Source organism: Streptomyces sp. NPDC006372 (genome assembly GCF_040612515.1).
Lineage (GTDB): Bacteria > Actinomycetota > Actinomycetes > Streptomycetales > Streptomycetaceae > Streptomyces.
This window is the reverse complement of record NZ_JBEXQJ010000003.1, coordinates 457,651-474,293: the sequence shown is the minus strand read 5'-3', so window position 1 is coordinate 474,293 and position 16,643 is coordinate 457,651. Positions and strand designations below refer to the sequence as shown.

Genomic DNA, 16,643 nt, shown 5'->3' with positions numbered 1-16,643 from the left:
GACCGCCCGCAGCTGTGCGGCCGTGTGGGGCGACGTAGCCGCGGGCAGTCTGGAAGCCTTACGCGCCGTTGAACTCCGCCGGGTCCGGGCCCAGGCGGCGGTCCTCGTTGAGGGCGCTGATGGCCGCGAGGTCCTCCGTGTCCAGGCTGAAGTCGAAGACCTCGATGTTCTCCTTGATCCGGGACGGCGTCACGGACTTCGGGATCACCACGTTGCCCAGCTGGATGTGCCAGCGCAGCACGACCTGAGCAGGGGTGCGGTTGTGCTTCTGCGCGATGGCCACGATCGCCGGGACCTCCAGCAGGCCCTTGCCCTGGCCCAGTGGCGACCAGGCCTCCGTGGCGATGCCCTGCTCCGCGTGGTACTCACGGGCGGCGCTCTGCTGGAGGTGCGGGTGCAGCTCGATCTGGTTCACGGCCGGGATGACCGACGTCTCGCCGATCAGCCGCTCCAGGTGCTCGGGAAGGAAGTTGGAGACACCGATGGCCCGGATCCGGCCGTCGGCGTGCAGCTTCTCGAACGCCTTGTACGTGTCGACGTAAAGACCTCGTTCCGGCGTCGGCCAGTGGATCAGGTACAGGTCGACGAAGTCCAGGCCGAGCTTCTCCAGCGACGTGTCGAAGGCGCGCAGCGTGGAGTCGTACCCCTGGTCGGCGTTCCAGAGCTTGGTGGTGACGAAGAGCTCGTCGCGGGGGAGGCCGGACGCGGCGATGGCCTTGCCGGTGCCCTCCTCGTTGCCGTAGATCGCCGCTGTGTCGATGCTGCGGTACCCGGCCTCCAGCGCCGTCGCCACGGCGGACTCGGCCTCGTCGTCCGGCACCTGCCAGACACCGAAGCCCAGCTGGGGCATCTCGACGCCGTTGTTCAGGGTGATCGGGGGGACCTTGCTCACGAGCTCTCGATCCTTCGGTTTGTGGTCAGGTGTGCTCCCATCGTCAACGATCACGAGCCGTGATGCATTCCTGACGGGAGAATTCAGACGTACAAATCCCCTGTTACCTGGCTTTCACGCCCGGTACAGCGCCTCGACCTCGTTCTCGTACGCCTTTTCGATCGCCCTGCGCTTCAGTTTCAGGGACGGGGTCAGCAACCCGTGCTCCTCGGTGAACGGCTGGGCCAGGATGCGGAAGGTGCGGATCGACTCGGCCTGCGAGACGAGGGTGTTGGCGGCGACCACCGCGCGCCGCACCTCCGTCTCCAGATCCGCGTCGCGTACCAGCTCGACCGGCGACAGCCGCGGCTTGCCCCGCATCGCCAGCCAGTGCTCCACGGCTTCCTGGTCCAGGGTCACCAGCGCGGCGATGTAAGGGCGGTCGTTGCCGACGACGATGCACTGGTTGACCAGGGGATGGTCACGGACACGTTCCTCCAGTACGCCGGGGGAAACGCTCTTGCCGCCGGATGTGACCAGGATCTCCTTCTTGCGGCCGGTGATGGTGAGGTAGCCGTCCTCGTCGAGCGAGCCGAGGTCCCCGGTGGCCAGCCAGCCGTCGTGCAGGGTCGCGTCGGTGGCCTTCTGGTTGTTGAGGTAGCCCTGGAAGACGTTCTGCCCGTGCAGCCAGATCTCGCCGTCGTCCGCGAGGTGCACGGTCATGCCCGGGATGGGCTGGCCGACCGTGCCGAACCGGGTGCGCCCGGGCGGATTGGCGGTCGCGGCGGCCGTGGACTCCGTCAGGCCGTACCCCTCGTAGATGTGGACGCCCGCCCCGGCGAAGAACAGCCCGAGCCGCCGGTCCATCGCCGACCCACCCGACATGGCGTGCCGGATGCGGCCGCCCATCGCGGCGCGGATCTTGGTGTAGACGAGCTTGTCGAACAGCTGGTGCTGCATGCGCAGGCCGGCGGAGGGGCCGGGGCCGATGCCCCAGGCCTTCGCCTCGATCGCGTCCGCGTACTTGATGGCGATGTCCACGGCCTTCTCGAAGGGGCCGGAGCGCCCTTCCTTCTCGGCCTTGCGGCGGGCCGCGTTGAACACCTTCTCGAAGATGTACGGCACGGCCAGGAAGAACGTCGGCTTGAACGCGGCGAGGTCGGGCAGCAGGGCGGCCGCGTTCAGCTGCGGCTGGTGGCCGAACTTCACCCCGCCGCGTATCGCCGCGACCTGGACCATCCGCCCGAAGACGTGGGCGAGCGGCAGGAACAGCAGGGTGGCGGCCTCGTCGCCCCGCTTGGAGTGGAACACCGGCTCCCAGCGCTCGATGACGGTGTCCGCCTCGTACATGAAGTTGCCGTGCGAGATGACACAGCCCTTGGGGCGGCCCGTGGTGCCCGAGGTGTAGATGATCGTGGCGACAGAGTCGGGGGTGACGGCCTGCCGGTGGCGGTGCACCACCTCGTCGTCGAGATGGGCGCCGGCGTCGTACAGCTCGTGCAGGGCGCCCGAGTCGAGCTGCCACAGGCGGCGCAGCTGCGGCAGCCGGTCGATGACCGTGGCGATCGTCATCGCGTGGTCCTCGTGCTCCACGATCGCGGCCGTCACCTCGGCGTCGTACAGCATCCAGAAGCACTGCTCGGCCGAGGAGGTCGGGTACACCGGCACGACCTGGGCGCCGATGGTCCACAGCGCGTAGTCGAAGAGCGTCCACTCATACCGCGTCCGGGACATGATCGCGACCCGGTCGCCGAACCGGATGCCGCTCGCCAGCAGACCCTTCGCCAGGGCGAGGACCTCGTCACGGAACTCGGCGGCGGTCACGTCCCGCCAGTGGCCCGTCTCGTCCTTGCGGCCCAGTGCGATGTGCAACGGGTCTTCCTGGGCATGCTGGAAGACCACGTCGGCCAGACCGCCCACCGCAGGTGCCAACGCCAACGGAGGGTTGGAAAACTCGCGCAAACCCCGCTCCCCGCTCCTCAGCGCTTTTGTTGAGTGACGCTCCGCACAGCGCGGTGAAAGCTACCCCACGGGGCCAGGGTGCGGGAGGGGGTCCGAAGCTGAGCGGCGCTTGTCGGTGCTGGTCAGTGGGGGAAAAAGCGCTCACATGGGGAAGGGTCGGACAGGATCCTGACGGTTGAGTAAGTTTCGGTGCCGTAATCTCCACCGAATCTGTACGACTCCAGGCACGCCGCGGAGCGCCCCGAAAGGGGGGCCTCTTCTGTCAGCGTGACGGCAGCGGATTCCGTCACTCCGGTTGTCACAGGCCCTTGGGCGAGCTGCGGTGCAGCCGGTCGCCACCGGCCAGGATGGCCGCCGCCAGGGCGTCCGCCGCGCCCTGCGCGGAGGGGCGTCGCCGGCCGTGCACCACGACGAAGTCGACCTGCCCCAGCTCCGGCAGACCGGCGCGGTCCGGGACCCGGACCAGCCCCGGCGGGATGAGGCCGCGGGAGTGGGCCATCACGCCGAGACCGGCCCGGGCGGCGGCGACCAGACCGTTGAGGCTGCCGCTGGTGCACACCACCCGCCACTCACGGCCCTGCCGCTCCAGCGCCTCCAGGGCGAGCGCGCGGGTGATGCCCGGGGGCGGATAGACGATGAGCGGCACCGGGCGGTCCGGGTCGAGCCGGAGGCGTTCCGCGCCGATCCACACCAGCCTGTCGTGCCGGACCAGCTCGCCCCGCGGGTCCTCGGGCCGCCGCTTGGCGAGGACGAGGTCCAGCTTCCCGGCGGTCAGCTGCTCGTGCAGCGTGCCCGACAGCTCGACCGTCAGCTCCAGGTCGACCTCCGGGTGCTCGTGCCGGAAGCCCTCGAGGATCTCGGGCAGCCTGGTCAGCACGAAGTCCTCCGAGGCGCCGAACCGCAGCCGGCCGCGCAGCCGGGTGCCCGTGAAGAACGCCGCCGCCTGCTCGTGCACCTCCAGGATCCGGCGGGCGAAGCCGAGCATGGCCTCGCCGTCCTCCGTCAGCTCCACCGAGTGCGTGTCCCGGCTGAACAGCGTCCGGCCGGTGGCGTCCTCCAGCCGCCGTACGTGCTGGCTGACCGTGGACTGCCGCAGCCCGAGCCGCCGCGCGGCCTGCGTGAAGCTCAGCGTCTGCGCCACCGACAGGAAGGTGCGCAGATGGGAGGGGTCGTACATGGCACCAGGTTAGCGCCGCCATCATGAAACGCGATAGCAGTGAGAGCGGTATACGGGATTCCCGATCGCCGGGTCGAGGAGCAGGATGGAAGGGGGCCGCCCCGGCCCCGCAGCACCTGTAAGTACCGAGCAAGTGGAGCACCGTGAAACGCCTGCGCCGGCCGCGCCGGATGCCGATCGACCCGTTCATCCTTCTCCTGCTGGCGACCGTGGGCGTCGCCGCGCTGTTCCCGGCCCGCGGGTCGGCCGCCGACGTCGCGTCCGGGGCCTCCACGGCGGCGATCGCCTTCCTGTTCTTCCTCTACGGAGCCCGGCTCTCCACCCGCGAGGCGCTGGACGGCCTGCGGCACTGGCGGCTCCACGTCACGGTCCTGGCCGCCACGTTCGTCGCCTTCCCGCTGCTCGGTCTCGCAGCCCGCGGGCTGGTGCCGGTGATCCTCACCGACCCGCTCTACCAGGGCCTGCTCTTCCTCACGCTCGTCCCGTCCACCGTCCAGTCGTCGATCGCCTTCACCTCGATGGCGCGCGGCAACGTGCCCGCCGCGATCTGCGCGGGCTCCTTCTCCTCGCTCGTCGGCATCATCGCCACCCCGCTGCTCGCGGCCTCGCTGCTCGGCGGCAGCGGCGGCGGGTTCTCCGCCGACTCGCTGCTGAAGATCGTGCTGCAACTGCTCGTGCCGTTTCTCGCCGGGCAGCTGCTGCGCCGCTGGATAGGCGGCTTCGTCACCCGGCACAAGAAGGTCCTCGGGCTGGTGGACCGCGGCTCGATCCTGCTCGTCGTCTACACCGCGTTCAGCCAGGGCATGGTCCAGGGCATCTGGCACCAGGTCAGCCCCGTCCGGCTGGGCGGACTGCTCGCCGTCGAGGCCGTCGTCCTCGCCGTGATGCTGCTGCTGACCTGGTACGGCGGCAAGGCGCTGGGCTTCGCCCGGGAGGACCGGATCGTCCTGCAGTTCGCCGGTTCGAAGAAGTCACTGGCCGCCGGACTGCCCATGGCGAGCGTCCTGTTCGGCGCGCACGCCTCGCTGGCCGTGCTGCCGCTGATGCTCTTCCACCAGATGCAGCTGATGGTCTGCGCCGTGATCGCCAAGCGCCGTTCGCACGACCCGGCGGCGGAGGTCACGGCTCCGGAGCCAGCCGCAGCGTCACGAACCGCGGTCGGTACAGGGACACGTTCCGGCTGAGCTGGGCCGCGGCCCCCGTCGTTTCCAGCCAGTTGACGTCGTAGCTCAGGACGAGACGCCCGTCGCCGCTCAGCACCGGGTGGGCCTGCGGGTTGTACGCGGCCACCTGCCCCTGCGGCAGCGACGGGCTGAACTCCTTCGCCGGCCCGTGCCACGGCCCGGCCGGGGAGCACGCCCAGTACGACGCCACGGTGGTCAGCCCCTTCGTGCCCGTGGCCATGGTGAACAGCACGTACGTCCCGTCGTCCCGGACGACCGAGAACGCGCTGCCCACGCCCCGGCTCCGCCCGTCCCCGAGCACCGGCCGGGGACGGGCGCCCGGCACCCACGCCGAGCCGCTCCAGTACTGCCAGGCCGCCGGGTCGGCGAGCCTGCCCTCCGGCACCCGGGCCGCGTACGCGTGCGAGGCGGGACGGGAGGCGGCCCGGCCGTCGTCGCCGCCGAAGACGTACGTCCAGCCGTCCTCCCCGACCAGCGTCGTGCCGAACAGCACCCGCCGGGACGGGTCGGGGACCGACTGCTGGCCGAGGACCTCGACGATCGACTCCAGGCGGAGGCCGGGCAGGGTCAGGGTGGCGACCTCGGTGGCCGTGGGCACGCCGTAGATCCACGGGGCCTGGCCGGCCGTGCGCACCCACAGCAGGACCCGGACGACCTGCTCGGAGGAGCCGGGGGAGCGGGGTTCGACCCGGGCGGCGACCGGCCAGCGCCACCGGTTCGGCGCCGGGTCGGCGAAGAGCGGGGCGGGCAGGGTCGTCTCCAGCCGGCCGTCGCGCATCAGCACCGCCGAGTTGCGCACCAGCGGCGCGGTGGTGTCCCGCCAGGCGTGGGACTCGCCGGCCGGGTTGGGCGGCCCGTACACCCGGCCCAGGTAGGTGTCCGAGAACAACCACAGCACCCGGCCGTCCGGTAACCGCACCGAGTGCGTGCCGTCACCGCCGGTCCAGTCGTCGGCGCGGCTCGCGTCGTCGCCGTAGCGGGCGAACTCGGCGGTGAGACCGTCGTCCGCCTGCCAGGAGCGGACCGTGCGGGCCGGGCAGGTGCCGTCGTCGTCCGGACTCTCGTCCTCCGGCAGGGCGATCAGCAGCGCGGCCCCCAGAACCAGGACCAGCAGCATGCCGATCCCGGTCCCGGTGCGCTGTCGTGCTCGTGCTCGTGTTGCCTCTGCGTCGTCGGGCACGCTCCGTGACGTTAGTTGCTGCCGCTCACCTGGTCCATGGGCAGCCACAGCACCGTCCCGCGGGCCGCCGCTCCCGTGGCGCCGGAAGCCAACTCCTCGTCGGAGAGGGCCCGGTCCCAGACGCGGACGTCGTCGACCGCGCCCGTGAGGAACGCCCGGCTGTCCATGCGCTGGCCGATGTGCACACCGAACGGGGAGTTACGGCTGACCGAGCCCGGCACGTCCGGGGTGCTGAGGGGCGAACCGTCGAGGAACAGGGTCAGGTTCCCGCCGCCCCGGCGCAGGGCCAGGTGGTGCCAGCGGCCGTCGTTGTGGGCGCCGGCGGTCGACACCGAGGCCGTCCGCACGGTCGTCGCGCCAGACCGGGTGGTGATCAGCGCGCGGACCCGGTCGCTCGCCGGCTCCCCGCGCAGCCAGATCTGGGGCTGGGTGGTGCCGATGCCGCCCATCCACAGGAAGGGCTGTTCGCCGGTCGTGGCCGTGTAGCGGAAGAAGAGCGAGGCCGTGAAGTCGCCCTCGCCGAGCGGGAGCCGGGAGCGGTACGGCAGGCGTACGGCGTCGTCGCCGCCGTCGAAGGACAGCGCACTACCGTGCACGCCGGCCGTCCGCAGGGCCCCGCCGAGCACGGCCGCCGGCTCGGCGCCCGGCGCGGCGTCGCGGGTGGTCGGGTCGCGGCCGCGGCGCGGCTTCAGCCAGTCCTCGGTGAAACGGGCGAAGCGGATCTCGTCGCGGGCGTCGACCGCGCCGCCCTCGTACAGCAGGCCCACCGTCGAGGAGTCGACCGCCGCCATGTCGGAGTAGCCGGACCAGTCCGTGGTGACGACGGTGCCCCGGTCCACGCTGTCCCAGGTGCGCCCGCCGTCGTAGGAGGAGCGGACCATCATCGTCCGGCGGCGGTCGGGGTCGGCCGGGGCGGACAGCAGGATCCGCCCGCCGAGGCGCAGGGTCGCGCCCTGGACCTGCGGGGTGTAGAGCTCCGGTAGACCGCGGAAGGGCGTGGCGAAGCTGTCGCCGCCGTCCCGGCTGAGGGTCTGCGCGCGGTGGCCCAGGTCGGTTCCGTCCTGTTCCCGGCCGCTGACCAGGATCGCGCCGTCGGCGCGTTCGGTGAGCGTCACCTCGGACGGCTTCTGCCGGAACGTGCCGTCCTGAGCTATGGGCCAGGAGTCGGTGGCGCCGACCCGCCAGTGGTCGCCGCCGTCGTCGCTGACGATGAGCGCGGCGTGGTTCGCGCTGACCCGGCTGCCGTCCCATGTCTCGGTGTTGACGCCGAACACCAGCCGCCCGGCGTGCTTGCCGCGGGTGAGCTGGATGCCGTGCACGGGCCCGGTGGCGTACCAGGAGTTCCACTGCTCGGGCAGGATCTCGGCGCTCAGGTCGCGCGGCTCGGACCAGGTGCGGCCGTCGTCGTCGCTGTACTGGAGATGCGGGGTGCGATCGCAGGGGATCGTGCAGCTGCCGGAGTCCGTACGGCCGGTGTTGTACGTCTCGGCGAGCAGGATCCGGCCGGTTCTGCGGTCCACCAGGGGCGCCGGGTTGCCGTGTGTGTCGCCGGCGCCCTCGTTGACGACCTGAAGCGGTCCCCAGGTGCGGCCGCCGTCGGTGGAGCGCTTCACGACGAGGTCGATGTCGGCCGCGTCACCGCAGTTGAGGACGCGGCCCTCGGCGAAGGCGAGCAGCGTGCCGGCCGTGGTCCGCACGATCGCCGGGATGCGGAAACAGGCGTAACCGGAGTCCTGGGATGCCTTGAAGAGCACCTGTTGCTCGAACTCCGGTAAGGCGGCGACGGGTTGAGCGCCGCCCGGGGCGGTGGGCGCGAGCAGTGCCGCGGCGGTGAGAACGGCTGTCAGGGGGGATCTCAGGGTGGATCTCAGACGGGTGCGAAGACTTGACGGCATGGTGCGACCTGCCCTTCATGCGTCTGTCGGCTGGACCACCGAGGCATGGGCGCGGACATCCGGGCGGCGGAAGTGCGGACAACCGGACATCCCACGTCCCATGTGTGGGGCCACAGACGGTACTTGGACTCACGGACCCCCCACAAGAAGCGTGCGTCAGGGGATCAGGACGACCTTGCCGAGGTTGGCGCGCGTCTCGATCACCTCGTGTGCCTTCGCCGCGTCCGCCAGGGCGAACTCCCCGTGCACGGCGGGCTCGATCTCGCCCGCGGCGAACAGCCGCCACAGTTCCCGGCGCCACCGCTCGTACAGCTCCGGGTTCCCGCGGGCGATGCGGGCCATCTGGAACCCGATCACCGACTTGGCGCCCACCAGCAGGTCGTACGCCTCGACGGTGCCGCCGCCCGAGCTGTACGCCACCAGCCGTCCTCCCGGGGCGAGCGCGGCGAGGGCCGGGGTGAGCAGCGCACCGCCGACGGCGTCCAGGGCGTAGTCGACCAAGGTGCCCCAGCCGTCGTCGCCGTACGCGACGACATGGTCGGCGCCAAGATCGCGCACGAAGCCGGCCTTGGCCGGGTCGGAGACGGCCCCCACGACCCGGCCGGCGCCCCGGGTCCGGGCCAGCTGCACGGCCAGGTGGCCGACACCGCTCGCCGCTGCGGTGACCAGGGCCGCTTCGCCCGGCTCGGGCCGTGCCGCCTCCAGGGCACCGAGGGCGACCAGGCCGCTGCGGACCAGGGCGACCGCGTCGACGGCCCGGGCGTCCGCCGGCACCGGGGAGGCCATGGCCTCGTGCAGGAGTGCGAAGTCGGCGTAGCCATGGCCGAAGCAGAGCCCTGTCACGCGGTCGCCGGTGCCGAAGCGGGTGACGCCCTCGCCCGCGGCCATGACCTCCCCGGCGATCTCGCCGCCGAGCGGAATCGGTTCGGTCGCCTCGGTGACCTTGCGGACGACCGGGAGGGTGACGCCGATCGCCTCCGTGCGCACGAGCAGCTCCCCAGGGCCGGGCGCGGGGACCGGCGCCTCCTCCAGGAACAGGGGGCCGCCTCGGGATTCGTAGCGGACGCGACGCATCGCACCTCCGGACATCGTGGGGAACCCCGATGAATTCGTTGGGATCCCCAACGGTATAGGAGGGTCATAGGGAAGACCAATGAATTCTTGGTTAGGCTGCGGCCATGCCGGAAGCCCCCCTCCCCGCGATCCGCTCCCTGCCCAGCTGGCTGCTCGGCCGCGCCGCCGCCCGCGGCCGGGCCCTGGTGGCCGATGCGCTGGCCGAGCAGGACATGCGGATGTGGCACCACGTGGTGCTGTCCGCCGTCCGTGATCTCGGCCCCGTCGCCCAGGCCGACCTCGGCCGCGGGGTCCGGCTGGACCCCAAGGACCTGGTCGGCATCCTCAACGACCTGCAGGCGGCGGGCCTGGTGGTGCGCGAGCCGGACCCGAGGGACCGCCGCAAGAACGCCGTGTCCCTCACCGGGGCGGGCGCCCGGCTGCTGAAACGCTGCGAGAAGGCGGCCCGCGCCGCCAACGACGAACTGCTCGCCCCGCTGTCGGCGGCGGAGCGGGAGCAGTTCATGGGAATGCTGCGACGGATATCCGGCACGGGGGACTGACGGCCCTCGCGGACCGGAGGTCGAGACGGGGCCCCTGCGGCGCAGGGGGCGCTCCCCGCCGGCCGGGGCCCCGCCGCCGTGTCGCGCGGAGGACTGCTCAGCCCTGGACGGCCGCCGCCCGCAGGGCGATGCGGTCCTCACCCGCGTACACGTTCATGGAGGTGCCCCGCAGGAAACCCACCAGGGTCAGGCCCGTCTCGGCGGCCAGGTCCACCGCCAGCGAGGACGGCGCGGACACCGCCGCCAGCAGGGGGATCCCGGCCATCACGGCCTTCTGCGCCAGCTCGAAGGAGGCTCGCCCCGAGACGAGCAGGACCGTCCGGGACAGCGGCAGGTCACCGTTCTGCAGCGCGCGGCCGACCAGCTTGTCGACGGCGTTGTGCCGGCCCACGTCCTCCCGGACGTCCAGCAGTTCACCGTCCTCCGAGAAGAGGGCCGCCGCGTGCAGGCCCCCGGTCCGGTCGAACACCCGCTGGGCGGCGCGCAGCCGGTCGGGCAGGCTCGAGAGCAGCTCCGGGGAGACCCGGACCGGGGGAGTGTCGGCGACGGGCCAGCGGGCCGTCGTGCGCACCGCGTCCAGGGACGCCTTGCCGCACAGACCGCAGGAGGACGTCGTGTAGACGTTCCGCTCCAGGGTGATGTCGGGGATCACCACGTCCGGAGCCGTCTGCACGTCGACCACGTTGTACGTGTTCGAGCCGTCGACCGTCGCACCGGCGCAGTACACGATGTTCCGCAGGTCCCGCTGCCCGCCCAGCACGCCCTCGCTCACCAGGAAGCCGGCCGCCAGGGCGAAGTCGTCGCCCGGGGTGCGCATGGTGATCGCCAGCGGCTTGCCGTTCAGCCGGATCTCCAGGGGTTCCTCCGCCACGAGTGTGTCCGGGCGGCTGGAGACCGCCCCGTCCCGTATCCGGATCACCTTGCGTCGTTCGGTGACTCGTCCCATAGTCCTGATCAGCCCCGGTTCTGTACGTGCTGGTAGCCGAAGCGGCCCTTGATGCAGAGGTTGCCGTGGGTCACCGGGTTGTCGTGCGGCGAGGTGACCTTCACGATCTCATTGTCCTGTACGTGCAGCGTCAGGTTGCAGCCCACTCCGCAGTACGCGCACACCGTGGTCGTCTCCGTCTGCCGCGACTCGTCCCAGGTACCCTCCGCCCGCATGTCGAACTCGGACTTGAAGGACAGCGCGCCCGTGGGGCACACCTCGATGCAGTTCCCGCAGTACACGCACGCCGACTCGGTCAGCGGCCCGTCGTGCTCCACGGCGATCCGGGCGTCGAAACCACGCCCGGCGACCGAGATCGCGAAGCTGTTCTGCCATTGGTCGCCGCACGCGTCCACGCACTTGTAGCAAAGGATGCATTTGTCGTAATCGCGGACATACAGGTCGTTGTCCACCTTCGGCTCCTCGTTGAGCCGGGCGGCGTCCGGGCCGAAGCGGTCGGGCTTCGCCTCGTACTCCTTCAGCCACTCGGCGACTCGCGGTGTCGTCGACAGGTCCACGGAGGACGCGAGCAGTTCGAGGACGACCTTCCGGCTGTGCCGGGCCCGCTCGGTGCCGGTGTGCACCTCCATGCCGGGTTCGGCCTTGCGGGAGCAGGCCGGGACGAGGGTCCTGGACCCCTCGACCTCGACGACGCAGACGCGGCAGGCGTTCTTCGGCCGGAGCGTGTCGCCCTGGCACAGCGTCGGGATGTCCTTCCCGGCGGCCCGGCAGGCGTCGAGGAGCGTCGAGCCCTCGGGCGCCCGCACCGGCTCCCCGTCGAGGGTGAACTCCAGCAGACGGCGGGGGATCCCCAGTGGTGTGACGGTCATTCGTACGCCCCCAGACGGTCGATGGCTGACTCCACGGCGTTCCACGCGGTCTGCCCCAGACCGCAGATGGAGGCGTCCCGCATGGCGCGGCCGACCTCCCTCAGCAGGGCGATGTCCCCGGCGGCGTCGGCACCGGTGCGCTCCACGATCCGGTGCAGCGCCTCCTCCTGGCGCACGGTGCCGACCCGGCACGGCACGCACTGCCCGCACGACTCGTCCCGGAAGAACTCCGCGATGCGCAGCAGCAGCCGGGGCAGGGGCACGGTGTCGTCGAAGGCCATGACGACCCCCGAACCGAGCGTCGTGCCCGCCTGACGTGTCCCCTCGAAGGTGAGCGGGACGTCGAGCTCGTCGGCCCGTACGAAACCGCCCGCCGCCCCGCCGAGCAGCACCGCCCTCAACCCTTCACGCACCCCGGTGAGTGCGAGCAGCTCGCCCAGTGTCGCGCCGAACGGCACCTCGTAGACACCGGGCCGCTGCACACTCCCCGACACGCAGAACAGCTTCGGGCCGGTGGACCGCTCCGTGCCGATCGCCGCGTACGCCGGGGCGCCCATCGTGAGGATCGGCAGCACGTTGACCAGCGTCTCCACGTTGTTCTCGACCGTCGGCTTGCCGAACAGGCCCTTCTCCACGGGGAACGGCGGCTTGGAGCGGGGCTCGCCCCGGTAGCCCTCGATGGAGTTGAACAGCGCGGTCTCCTCACCGCAGATGTAGGCGCCCGCGCCGCGCCGGATCTCGATGTCGAAGGCGTAGCCCTGGCCGAGGACGTCGTCGCCCAGCAGCCCACGCGCGCGTGCCTGTGTGATGGCGTGCTCCAGCCGGTGCAGGGCGCGCGGGTACTCGCCGCGCAGGTAGAGGTAGCCCTTGTGGGCGCCGGTCGCGTACCCGGCGATCGTCATCGCCTCGACGAGCGCGTAGGGGTCGCCCTCCATGAGCACGCGGTCCTTGAACGTGCCGGGTTCGGACTCGTCGGCGTTGCAGACTAGGTAGTGCGGGTGGTCGGGCTGGGACGCCGTGGCCTGCCACTTGCGGCCGGTGGGGAAGGCGGCGCCGCCGCGTCCGACCAGCCCGGAGTCGGTGACCTCGCGGATGACCCCGGCGGGCCCCAGCGCGAAGGCCCGGCGCAGGGCGGTGTAGCCGCCGTGGGCGCGGTAGTCGTCGAGGGACGTCGGGTCCACCACGCCGACGCGGTGCAGCAGCATCAGTCCGTCCTGCCCGGCCTGCGGCACCGCCGTCGCCGCAGGCGGTTCTTCGGGTGCCGAGTCGGGTGAACTCGCGGCGAGGACGGCGTCGTGCACGGTCGCCGGCGCCGAGACCGCCGTCCGCACCGGATCCCCGGCCTTGATCGCGAGCGCGGCCGGAGCGCGCTCGCACAGGCCCAGGCAGGGGCTGCGCTGCACGCTCACCCCACTGCCGGGACCGAGCCGTGCCTCGATCCCCGCGCACAGCTCCGGCGCCCCGGCCGCCGCGCACGCCAGGTCCGTGCACACATGGAGCACGGTCGCCGGACGCGGCTTGACGGAGAACATCGCGTAGAACGTGGCGACCCCGTACGCCTCCGCCGGCGGTACCGTCAGCCGTCGGCACAGGTAGTCCAGGGCGCCGTCGCTGATCCAGCCGATCCGGTCGTTGATCGCGTGCAGCCCCGGCAGCAGCAGGTCGCGGCGGTCCCGGGCCTCGCGCCCGCCGCGGGCCCACCGGAGATCGGCAGCCCCCATCTCGTCGCGGGCGGCGCCCTCCCAGGAGGACTCCGGAGGGCCGAGCAGGGCGTCCACGGCCGCCCGCTCCTCGTCCGTCGGTTTGCTGTCACCGAAGTGCAGGTCCACTGTGCGTCACCCCACGATGGTCGCGATGGGCAGCTTCTCGATCCGGATCGCCGACGCCTTGAACTCCGCCGTCCCCGCGATCGGGCAGTTCGCCTCGATCGTCAGCGCGTTGGTGTCCACCTCGTCCGGGAAGTGCATGGTCATGAAGGCGAGCCCCGGCCGCAGCGCGGTGTCCACCCACACCGGGGCGGTCACCGACCCGCGCCGCGAGGTCACCTGCACCCGCTCGCCGACCACCACGCCGTAGCGCTCGGCGTCCTCGGGGCACAGCTCGACGTACTCGCCGCGCCGCAGCGGCGAGGCGTAACCGCCGCTCTGCACCCCGGTGTTGTACGAGTCGAGCCGCCGTCCGGTGGTGAGCCGGATCGGGTACTGCTCGTCGGTGAGGTCCACGGGCGGGTCGTGCTGCACGAGCCCGAAGGGGGCGAGCCGGCCGCGCCCCGCGGGGTCGGGGTCCCACAGCCGGCCGTGCAGGTAGGTGGGTTCCAGCCGCTCGGTGCTGGGGCACGGCCACTGGATGCCCTGGTGCTCCTCCAGGCGGTCGTAGGTCATGCCGTAGTGGTCGGGCGAGACGGACCTGAGCTCGTTCCACACGGTCTCGGCGTCGGCGTACTTCCAGTCGTGCCCCAGGCGGGCCGCGAGGTCGCAGATGATGTCGATGTCCTCGCGGGCCTCGCCGGGCGGGGTGACGGCCTTGCGGACGCGCTGCACGCGCCGCTCGCTGTTGGTGGTCGTGCCGTCGGTCTCCGCCCAGCCGGCGGTGGCCGGCAGCACGACGTCCGCGAGTTCGGCCGTCTTCGTCAGGAAGATGTCCTGCACGACCAGGAAGTCGAGGGACCGCAGCCGCCGTACGGCCTGCTCGCTGTCCGCCTCCGACTGGGCCGGGTTCTCGCCGACGCAGTAGACGGCCTTGAGCGAGCCGTCCTCCATCGCCTCGAACATCTCCGTGAGGTTCAGCCCGTAGTGCGGCTGGATGACGGTGTCCCAGGCCGACTCGAACTTCAGCCGGATCTCCGGGTCGAGGATGTCCTGGAAGCCGGGCAGGCGGTTGGGGATCGCGCCCATGTCGCCGCCGCCCTGCACGTTGTTCTGCCCGCGCAGCGGCTGCAGGCCCGAGCCGTAGCGGCCGACGTGCCCGGTGAGCAGGGACAGGTTGATCAGGGCGCGGACGTTGTCGGTGCCGTTGTGGTGCTCGGTGATGCCGAGGGTCCAGCACAGCTGGGCGCGCTCGGCGCGGGCGTAGGCGTGCGCCAACTGCCGTACGGCGGCGGCCGGTACGCCCGTCACCTTCTCGGCGAGCGACAGCGTCCAGGGCTCGACCAGCGCCTTGTACTCCTCGAAGCCGGTGGTGGCCCGCTCGATGAACGCCTCGTTCGCGAGGCCCGCGTGGATGATCTCGCGGCCGATGGCGTGCGCCATCGGGATGTCGGTGCCGACGTTGAGGCCCAGCCAGCTCTCCGCCCACTCGGCCGTCGACGTCCGGCGCGGATCGACCGCGTACATCCGGGCCCCGTTCCGGATGCCCTTCAGCGCGTGCTGGAAGAAGATCGGATGCGCGAAGCGGGCGTTGGAGCCCCACATCACGATGACGTCGGTGTGCTCGATCTCCTCGTACGACGACGTCCCGCCGCCGGAGCCGAACGCCGCCGACAGGCCGGCCACGCTCGGCGCGTGGCAGGTGCGGTTGCAGGAGTCGACGTTGTTGGTGCCCATGACGACCCGGGCGAACTTCTGCGCCACGTAGTTCATCTCGTTGGTGGCGCGGGCGCAGGAGAACATTCCGAACGCGTCGCGATTGCGGTCCAGGCCCCGGGCGGCCCGGTCCAGGGCCTCCTCCCAGCTCGCCTGCCGGAACGGCTCGTCGCGGGAGTCCCGCACCAGGGGGTGGGTGAGTCGGGTGTAGGTCTTCGGTTCACGCTTCCTCATGCGGCGCTCCTCAGCGCGAGCAGGTCCGAGATGGCGTGCACGGTGCGCAGGGTGGGCACCTCCACGCCGGTGATGTCCGCGAGCTCGACGACGGCCGCGAGGAGCACGTCGAGTTCGAGCGGCTTGCCGCGCTCCAGGTCCTGGAGCGTGGAGGTGCGGTGGTCGCCGACCCGCTCGGCGCCCGCGAGCCGGCGCTCGATGGAGACGCCGACCTCGCAGCCGAGGGCGTTCGCCACGCTGAGCGTCTCGGTCATCATGATCTGGATGACCCTGCGGGTGCCGCCGTGCAGGCACATCTGACGCATCGTCGCGCGGGCCAGCGCGCTGATCGGGTTGAAGGAGATGTTGCCGAGCAGCTTGACCCAGATGTCGCTCCGCAGATCCGGCTCGACCGGGCACTTCAGGCCACCCGCCCGCATCGCCTCGCCGAACGCCACGCACCGCGGGGACACGCTGCGGTCGGGTTCGCCGATCGAGAACCGCGTCCCTTCCAGGTGCCGTACGACGCCCGGCCCTTCGAGCTCGGTCGCCGCGTAGACGACACAGCCGACGGCCCGTTCGGGCGCGAGCACCGCACTGACCGCGCCGTCCGGGTCCACGCTCTCGACGCGGTGGCCGTCGTACGGCCCGCCGTGCCGGTGGAAGTACCACCAGGGGATGCCGTTCTGGGCCGCCACGACCGCCGTCTCCGGGCCCAGCAACGGCGCGATGAGCGGCCCGCACGCCGCGTACGCGTTGGCCTTCAGGCCCAGGAAGACGTAGTCGGCCGGGCCGACCTCGGCCGGGTCGTCGGTCGCGTGGGGGTGCGCGGTGAAGTCGCCGCGCGGGCTGCGCACCCGGACTCCGTGCTGCCTCATGGCCGCCAGATGCGGTCCACGGGCGATGAGATGCACATCGGCACCGGCGCGGTGGAGCGCGGCGCCGACGTAGGCGCCGATGGCACCGGCGCCGAGAACTGCGACTTTCACGGGAACACTCCGTTCGGTTTGAGGGATACCGCGGAGGTGGGTGCCGTGCGGCCGGATTACGTGGGGCGCACGGCAGTGTCGACGAAATATTGTCTACAGTATGGAGGTTGGGGCGGCAAGGGTCCGCGCGACGACCGTTCGGCGCATGCCGGATACCGTTCACCGCATACGGTCGACGCGCCGCCTTCTCAACTCCCCTTCGGATCCCTACCGTCCGGGG

General features: G+C 71.6%; 13 protein-coding genes. 2 read left to right on the top strand and 11 right to left on the bottom strand.

The features are described from left to right. Positions 1-58: 58 nt before the first annotated feature. The 3 genes from ABZ016_RS09205 to ABZ016_RS09195 all read right to left on the bottom strand — a co-directional run bounded on the left by ABZ016_RS09205 (position 59) and on the right by ABZ016_RS09195 (position 4,010). Positions 59-850, bottom strand: coding sequence for an aldo/keto reductase (locus tag ABZ016_RS09205; RefSeq protein ID WP_356915954.1), 792 nt, complete (start codon positions 848-850; stop codon positions 59-61). A 156-nt stretch (positions 851-1,006) separates the two neighbouring features. Beyond that, entirely contained in the window at positions 1,007-2,833 is a 1,827-nt protein-coding gene (locus ABZ016_RS09200; RefSeq protein ID WP_356915896.1) for an AMP-dependent synthetase/ligase, read from the bottom strand. Between the two features lie 298 nt (positions 2,834-3,131). Beyond that, the gene (locus ABZ016_RS09195; protein WP_356915895.1) at positions 3,132-4,010 is read right to left on the bottom strand and encodes a LysR substrate-binding domain-containing protein; all 879 of its coding nucleotides are present in this window, start codon (positions 4,008-4,010) and stop codon (positions 3,132-3,134) included. Positions 4,011-4,180: 170 nt separating this feature from the next. Between ABZ016_RS09195 and ABZ016_RS09190 the strand changes: the two genes are divergently transcribed. After that, entirely contained in the window at positions 4,181-5,194 is a 1,014-nt protein-coding gene (locus ABZ016_RS09190; RefSeq protein WP_356915953.1) for a bile acid:sodium symporter family protein, read from the top strand. On the opposite strand, the gene ABZ016_RS09185 is transcribed toward ABZ016_RS09190, so the two are convergent. From ABZ016_RS09185 to ABZ016_RS09175, 3 genes are all read right to left on the bottom strand, one after another. After that, positions 5,130-6,374 carry a DUF4185 domain-containing protein gene (locus ABZ016_RS09185; protein ID WP_356915894.1) on the bottom strand — a complete coding sequence of 415 codons (1,245 nt, stop codon included), beginning with the start codon at positions 6,372-6,374 and terminating at the stop codon, positions 5,130-5,132. The two genes, ABZ016_RS09190 and ABZ016_RS09185, sit on opposite strands and share 65 nt — an antisense overlap. Positions 6,375-6,385: 11 nt before the next feature. Then, a complete protein-coding gene (locus tag ABZ016_RS09180; RefSeq protein WP_356915893.1) occupies positions 6,386-8,269 on the bottom strand; it encodes a sialidase family protein in 1,884 nt (627 codons plus the stop codon). Positions 8,270-8,425: 156 nt separating this feature from the next. Beyond that, positions 8,426-9,343 (bottom strand): zinc-binding dehydrogenase, encoded by a 918-nt coding sequence (locus ABZ016_RS09175; protein WP_356915892.1) that lies wholly within the window; start codon positions 9,341-9,343, stop codon positions 8,426-8,428. Between the two features lie 104 nt (positions 9,344-9,447). On the opposite strand from ABZ016_RS09175, the gene ABZ016_RS09170 reads away from it, so the two are divergent. Next, complete coding sequence (locus ABZ016_RS09170; RefSeq protein WP_356915891.1) at positions 9,448-9,885, top strand: MarR family winged helix-turn-helix transcriptional regulator; 438 nt, start codon at positions 9,448-9,450, stop codon at positions 9,883-9,885. A 97-nt stretch (positions 9,886-9,982) separates the two neighbouring features. Here the strand turns inward: ABZ016_RS09170 and fdhD are convergent, their stop codons facing one another. Genes fdhD through ABZ016_RS09145 form a run of 5 tightly spaced genes read right to left on the bottom strand, consistent with a single transcriptional unit; the run spans position 9,983 to position 16,423 of the window. Then, positions 9,983-10,831 carry a formate dehydrogenase accessory sulfurtransferase FdhD gene (gene fdhD, locus ABZ016_RS09165; protein WP_356915890.1) on the bottom strand — a complete coding sequence of 283 codons (849 nt, stop codon included), beginning with the start codon at positions 10,829-10,831 and terminating at the stop codon, positions 9,983-9,985. A gap of 8 nt (positions 10,832-10,839) precedes the next feature. Beyond that, the gene (locus ABZ016_RS09160) at positions 10,840-11,700 is read right to left on the bottom strand and encodes a 2Fe-2S iron-sulfur cluster-binding protein (RefSeq protein ID WP_356915889.1); all 861 of its coding nucleotides are present in this window, start codon (positions 11,698-11,700) and stop codon (positions 10,840-10,842) included. After that, positions 11,697-13,529 carry an NAD(P)H-dependent oxidoreductase subunit E gene (locus ABZ016_RS09155; RefSeq protein WP_356915888.1) on the bottom strand — a complete coding sequence of 611 codons (1,833 nt, stop codon included), beginning with the start codon at positions 13,527-13,529 and terminating at the stop codon, positions 11,697-11,699. The genes ABZ016_RS09160 and ABZ016_RS09155 overlap by 4 nt, the downstream gene beginning before the upstream one ends. Positions 13,530-13,535: 6 nt before the next feature. Next, a complete protein-coding gene (locus tag ABZ016_RS09150) occupies positions 13,536-15,455 on the bottom strand; it encodes a molybdopterin-dependent oxidoreductase (RefSeq protein WP_356915887.1) in 1,920 nt (639 codons plus the stop codon). Then, positions 15,452-16,423: a 2-dehydropantoate 2-reductase gene (locus ABZ016_RS09145; RefSeq protein WP_356915886.1), complete on the bottom strand. Its 972-nt coding sequence runs from the start codon at positions 16,421-16,423 to the stop codon at positions 15,452-15,454. The genes ABZ016_RS09150 and ABZ016_RS09145 overlap by 4 nt, the downstream gene beginning before the upstream one ends. Positions 16,424-16,643 lie beyond the last annotated feature (220 nt).

What these genes read in the sequence shown, in the direction of transcription:
- ABZ016_RS09170 (WP_356915891.1), top strand. Translation starts at nt 9,448, where the DNA reads ATGCCGGAAGCCCCCCTCCCCGCGATCCGCTCCCTGCCCAGCTGGCTG.
- ABZ016_RS09195 (WP_356915895.1), bottom strand. Translation starts at nt 4,010, where the DNA reads ATGTACGACCCCTCCCATCTGCGCACCTTCCTGTCGGTGGCGCAGACG.
- ABZ016_RS09190 (WP_356915953.1), top strand. Translation starts at nt 4,181, where the DNA reads ATGCCGATCGACCCGTTCATCCTTCTCCTGCTGGCGACCGTGGGCGTC.
- ABZ016_RS09180 (WP_356915893.1), bottom strand. Translation starts at nt 8,269, where the DNA reads ATGCCGTCAAGTCTTCGCACCCGTCTGAGATCCACCCTGAGATCCCCC.
- ABZ016_RS09160 (WP_356915889.1), bottom strand. Translation starts at nt 11,700, where the DNA reads ATGACCGTCACACCACTGGGGATCCCCCGCCGTCTGCTGGAGTTCACC.
- ABZ016_RS09175 (WP_356915892.1), bottom strand. Translation starts at nt 9,343, where the DNA reads ATGCGTCGCGTCCGCTACGAATCCCGAGGCGGCCCCCTGTTCCTGGAG.
- fdhD (WP_356915890.1), bottom strand. Translation starts at nt 10,831, where the DNA reads ATGGGACGAGTCACCGAACGACGCAAGGTGATCCGGATACGGGACGGG.
- ABZ016_RS09150 (WP_356915887.1), bottom strand. Translation starts at nt 15,455, where the DNA reads ATGAGGAAGCGTGAACCGAAGACCTACACCCGACTCACCCACCCCCTG.
- ABZ016_RS09205 (WP_356915954.1), bottom strand. Translation starts at nt 850, where the DNA reads ATGCCCCAGCTGGGCTTCGGTGTCTGGCAGGTGCCGGACGACGAGGCC.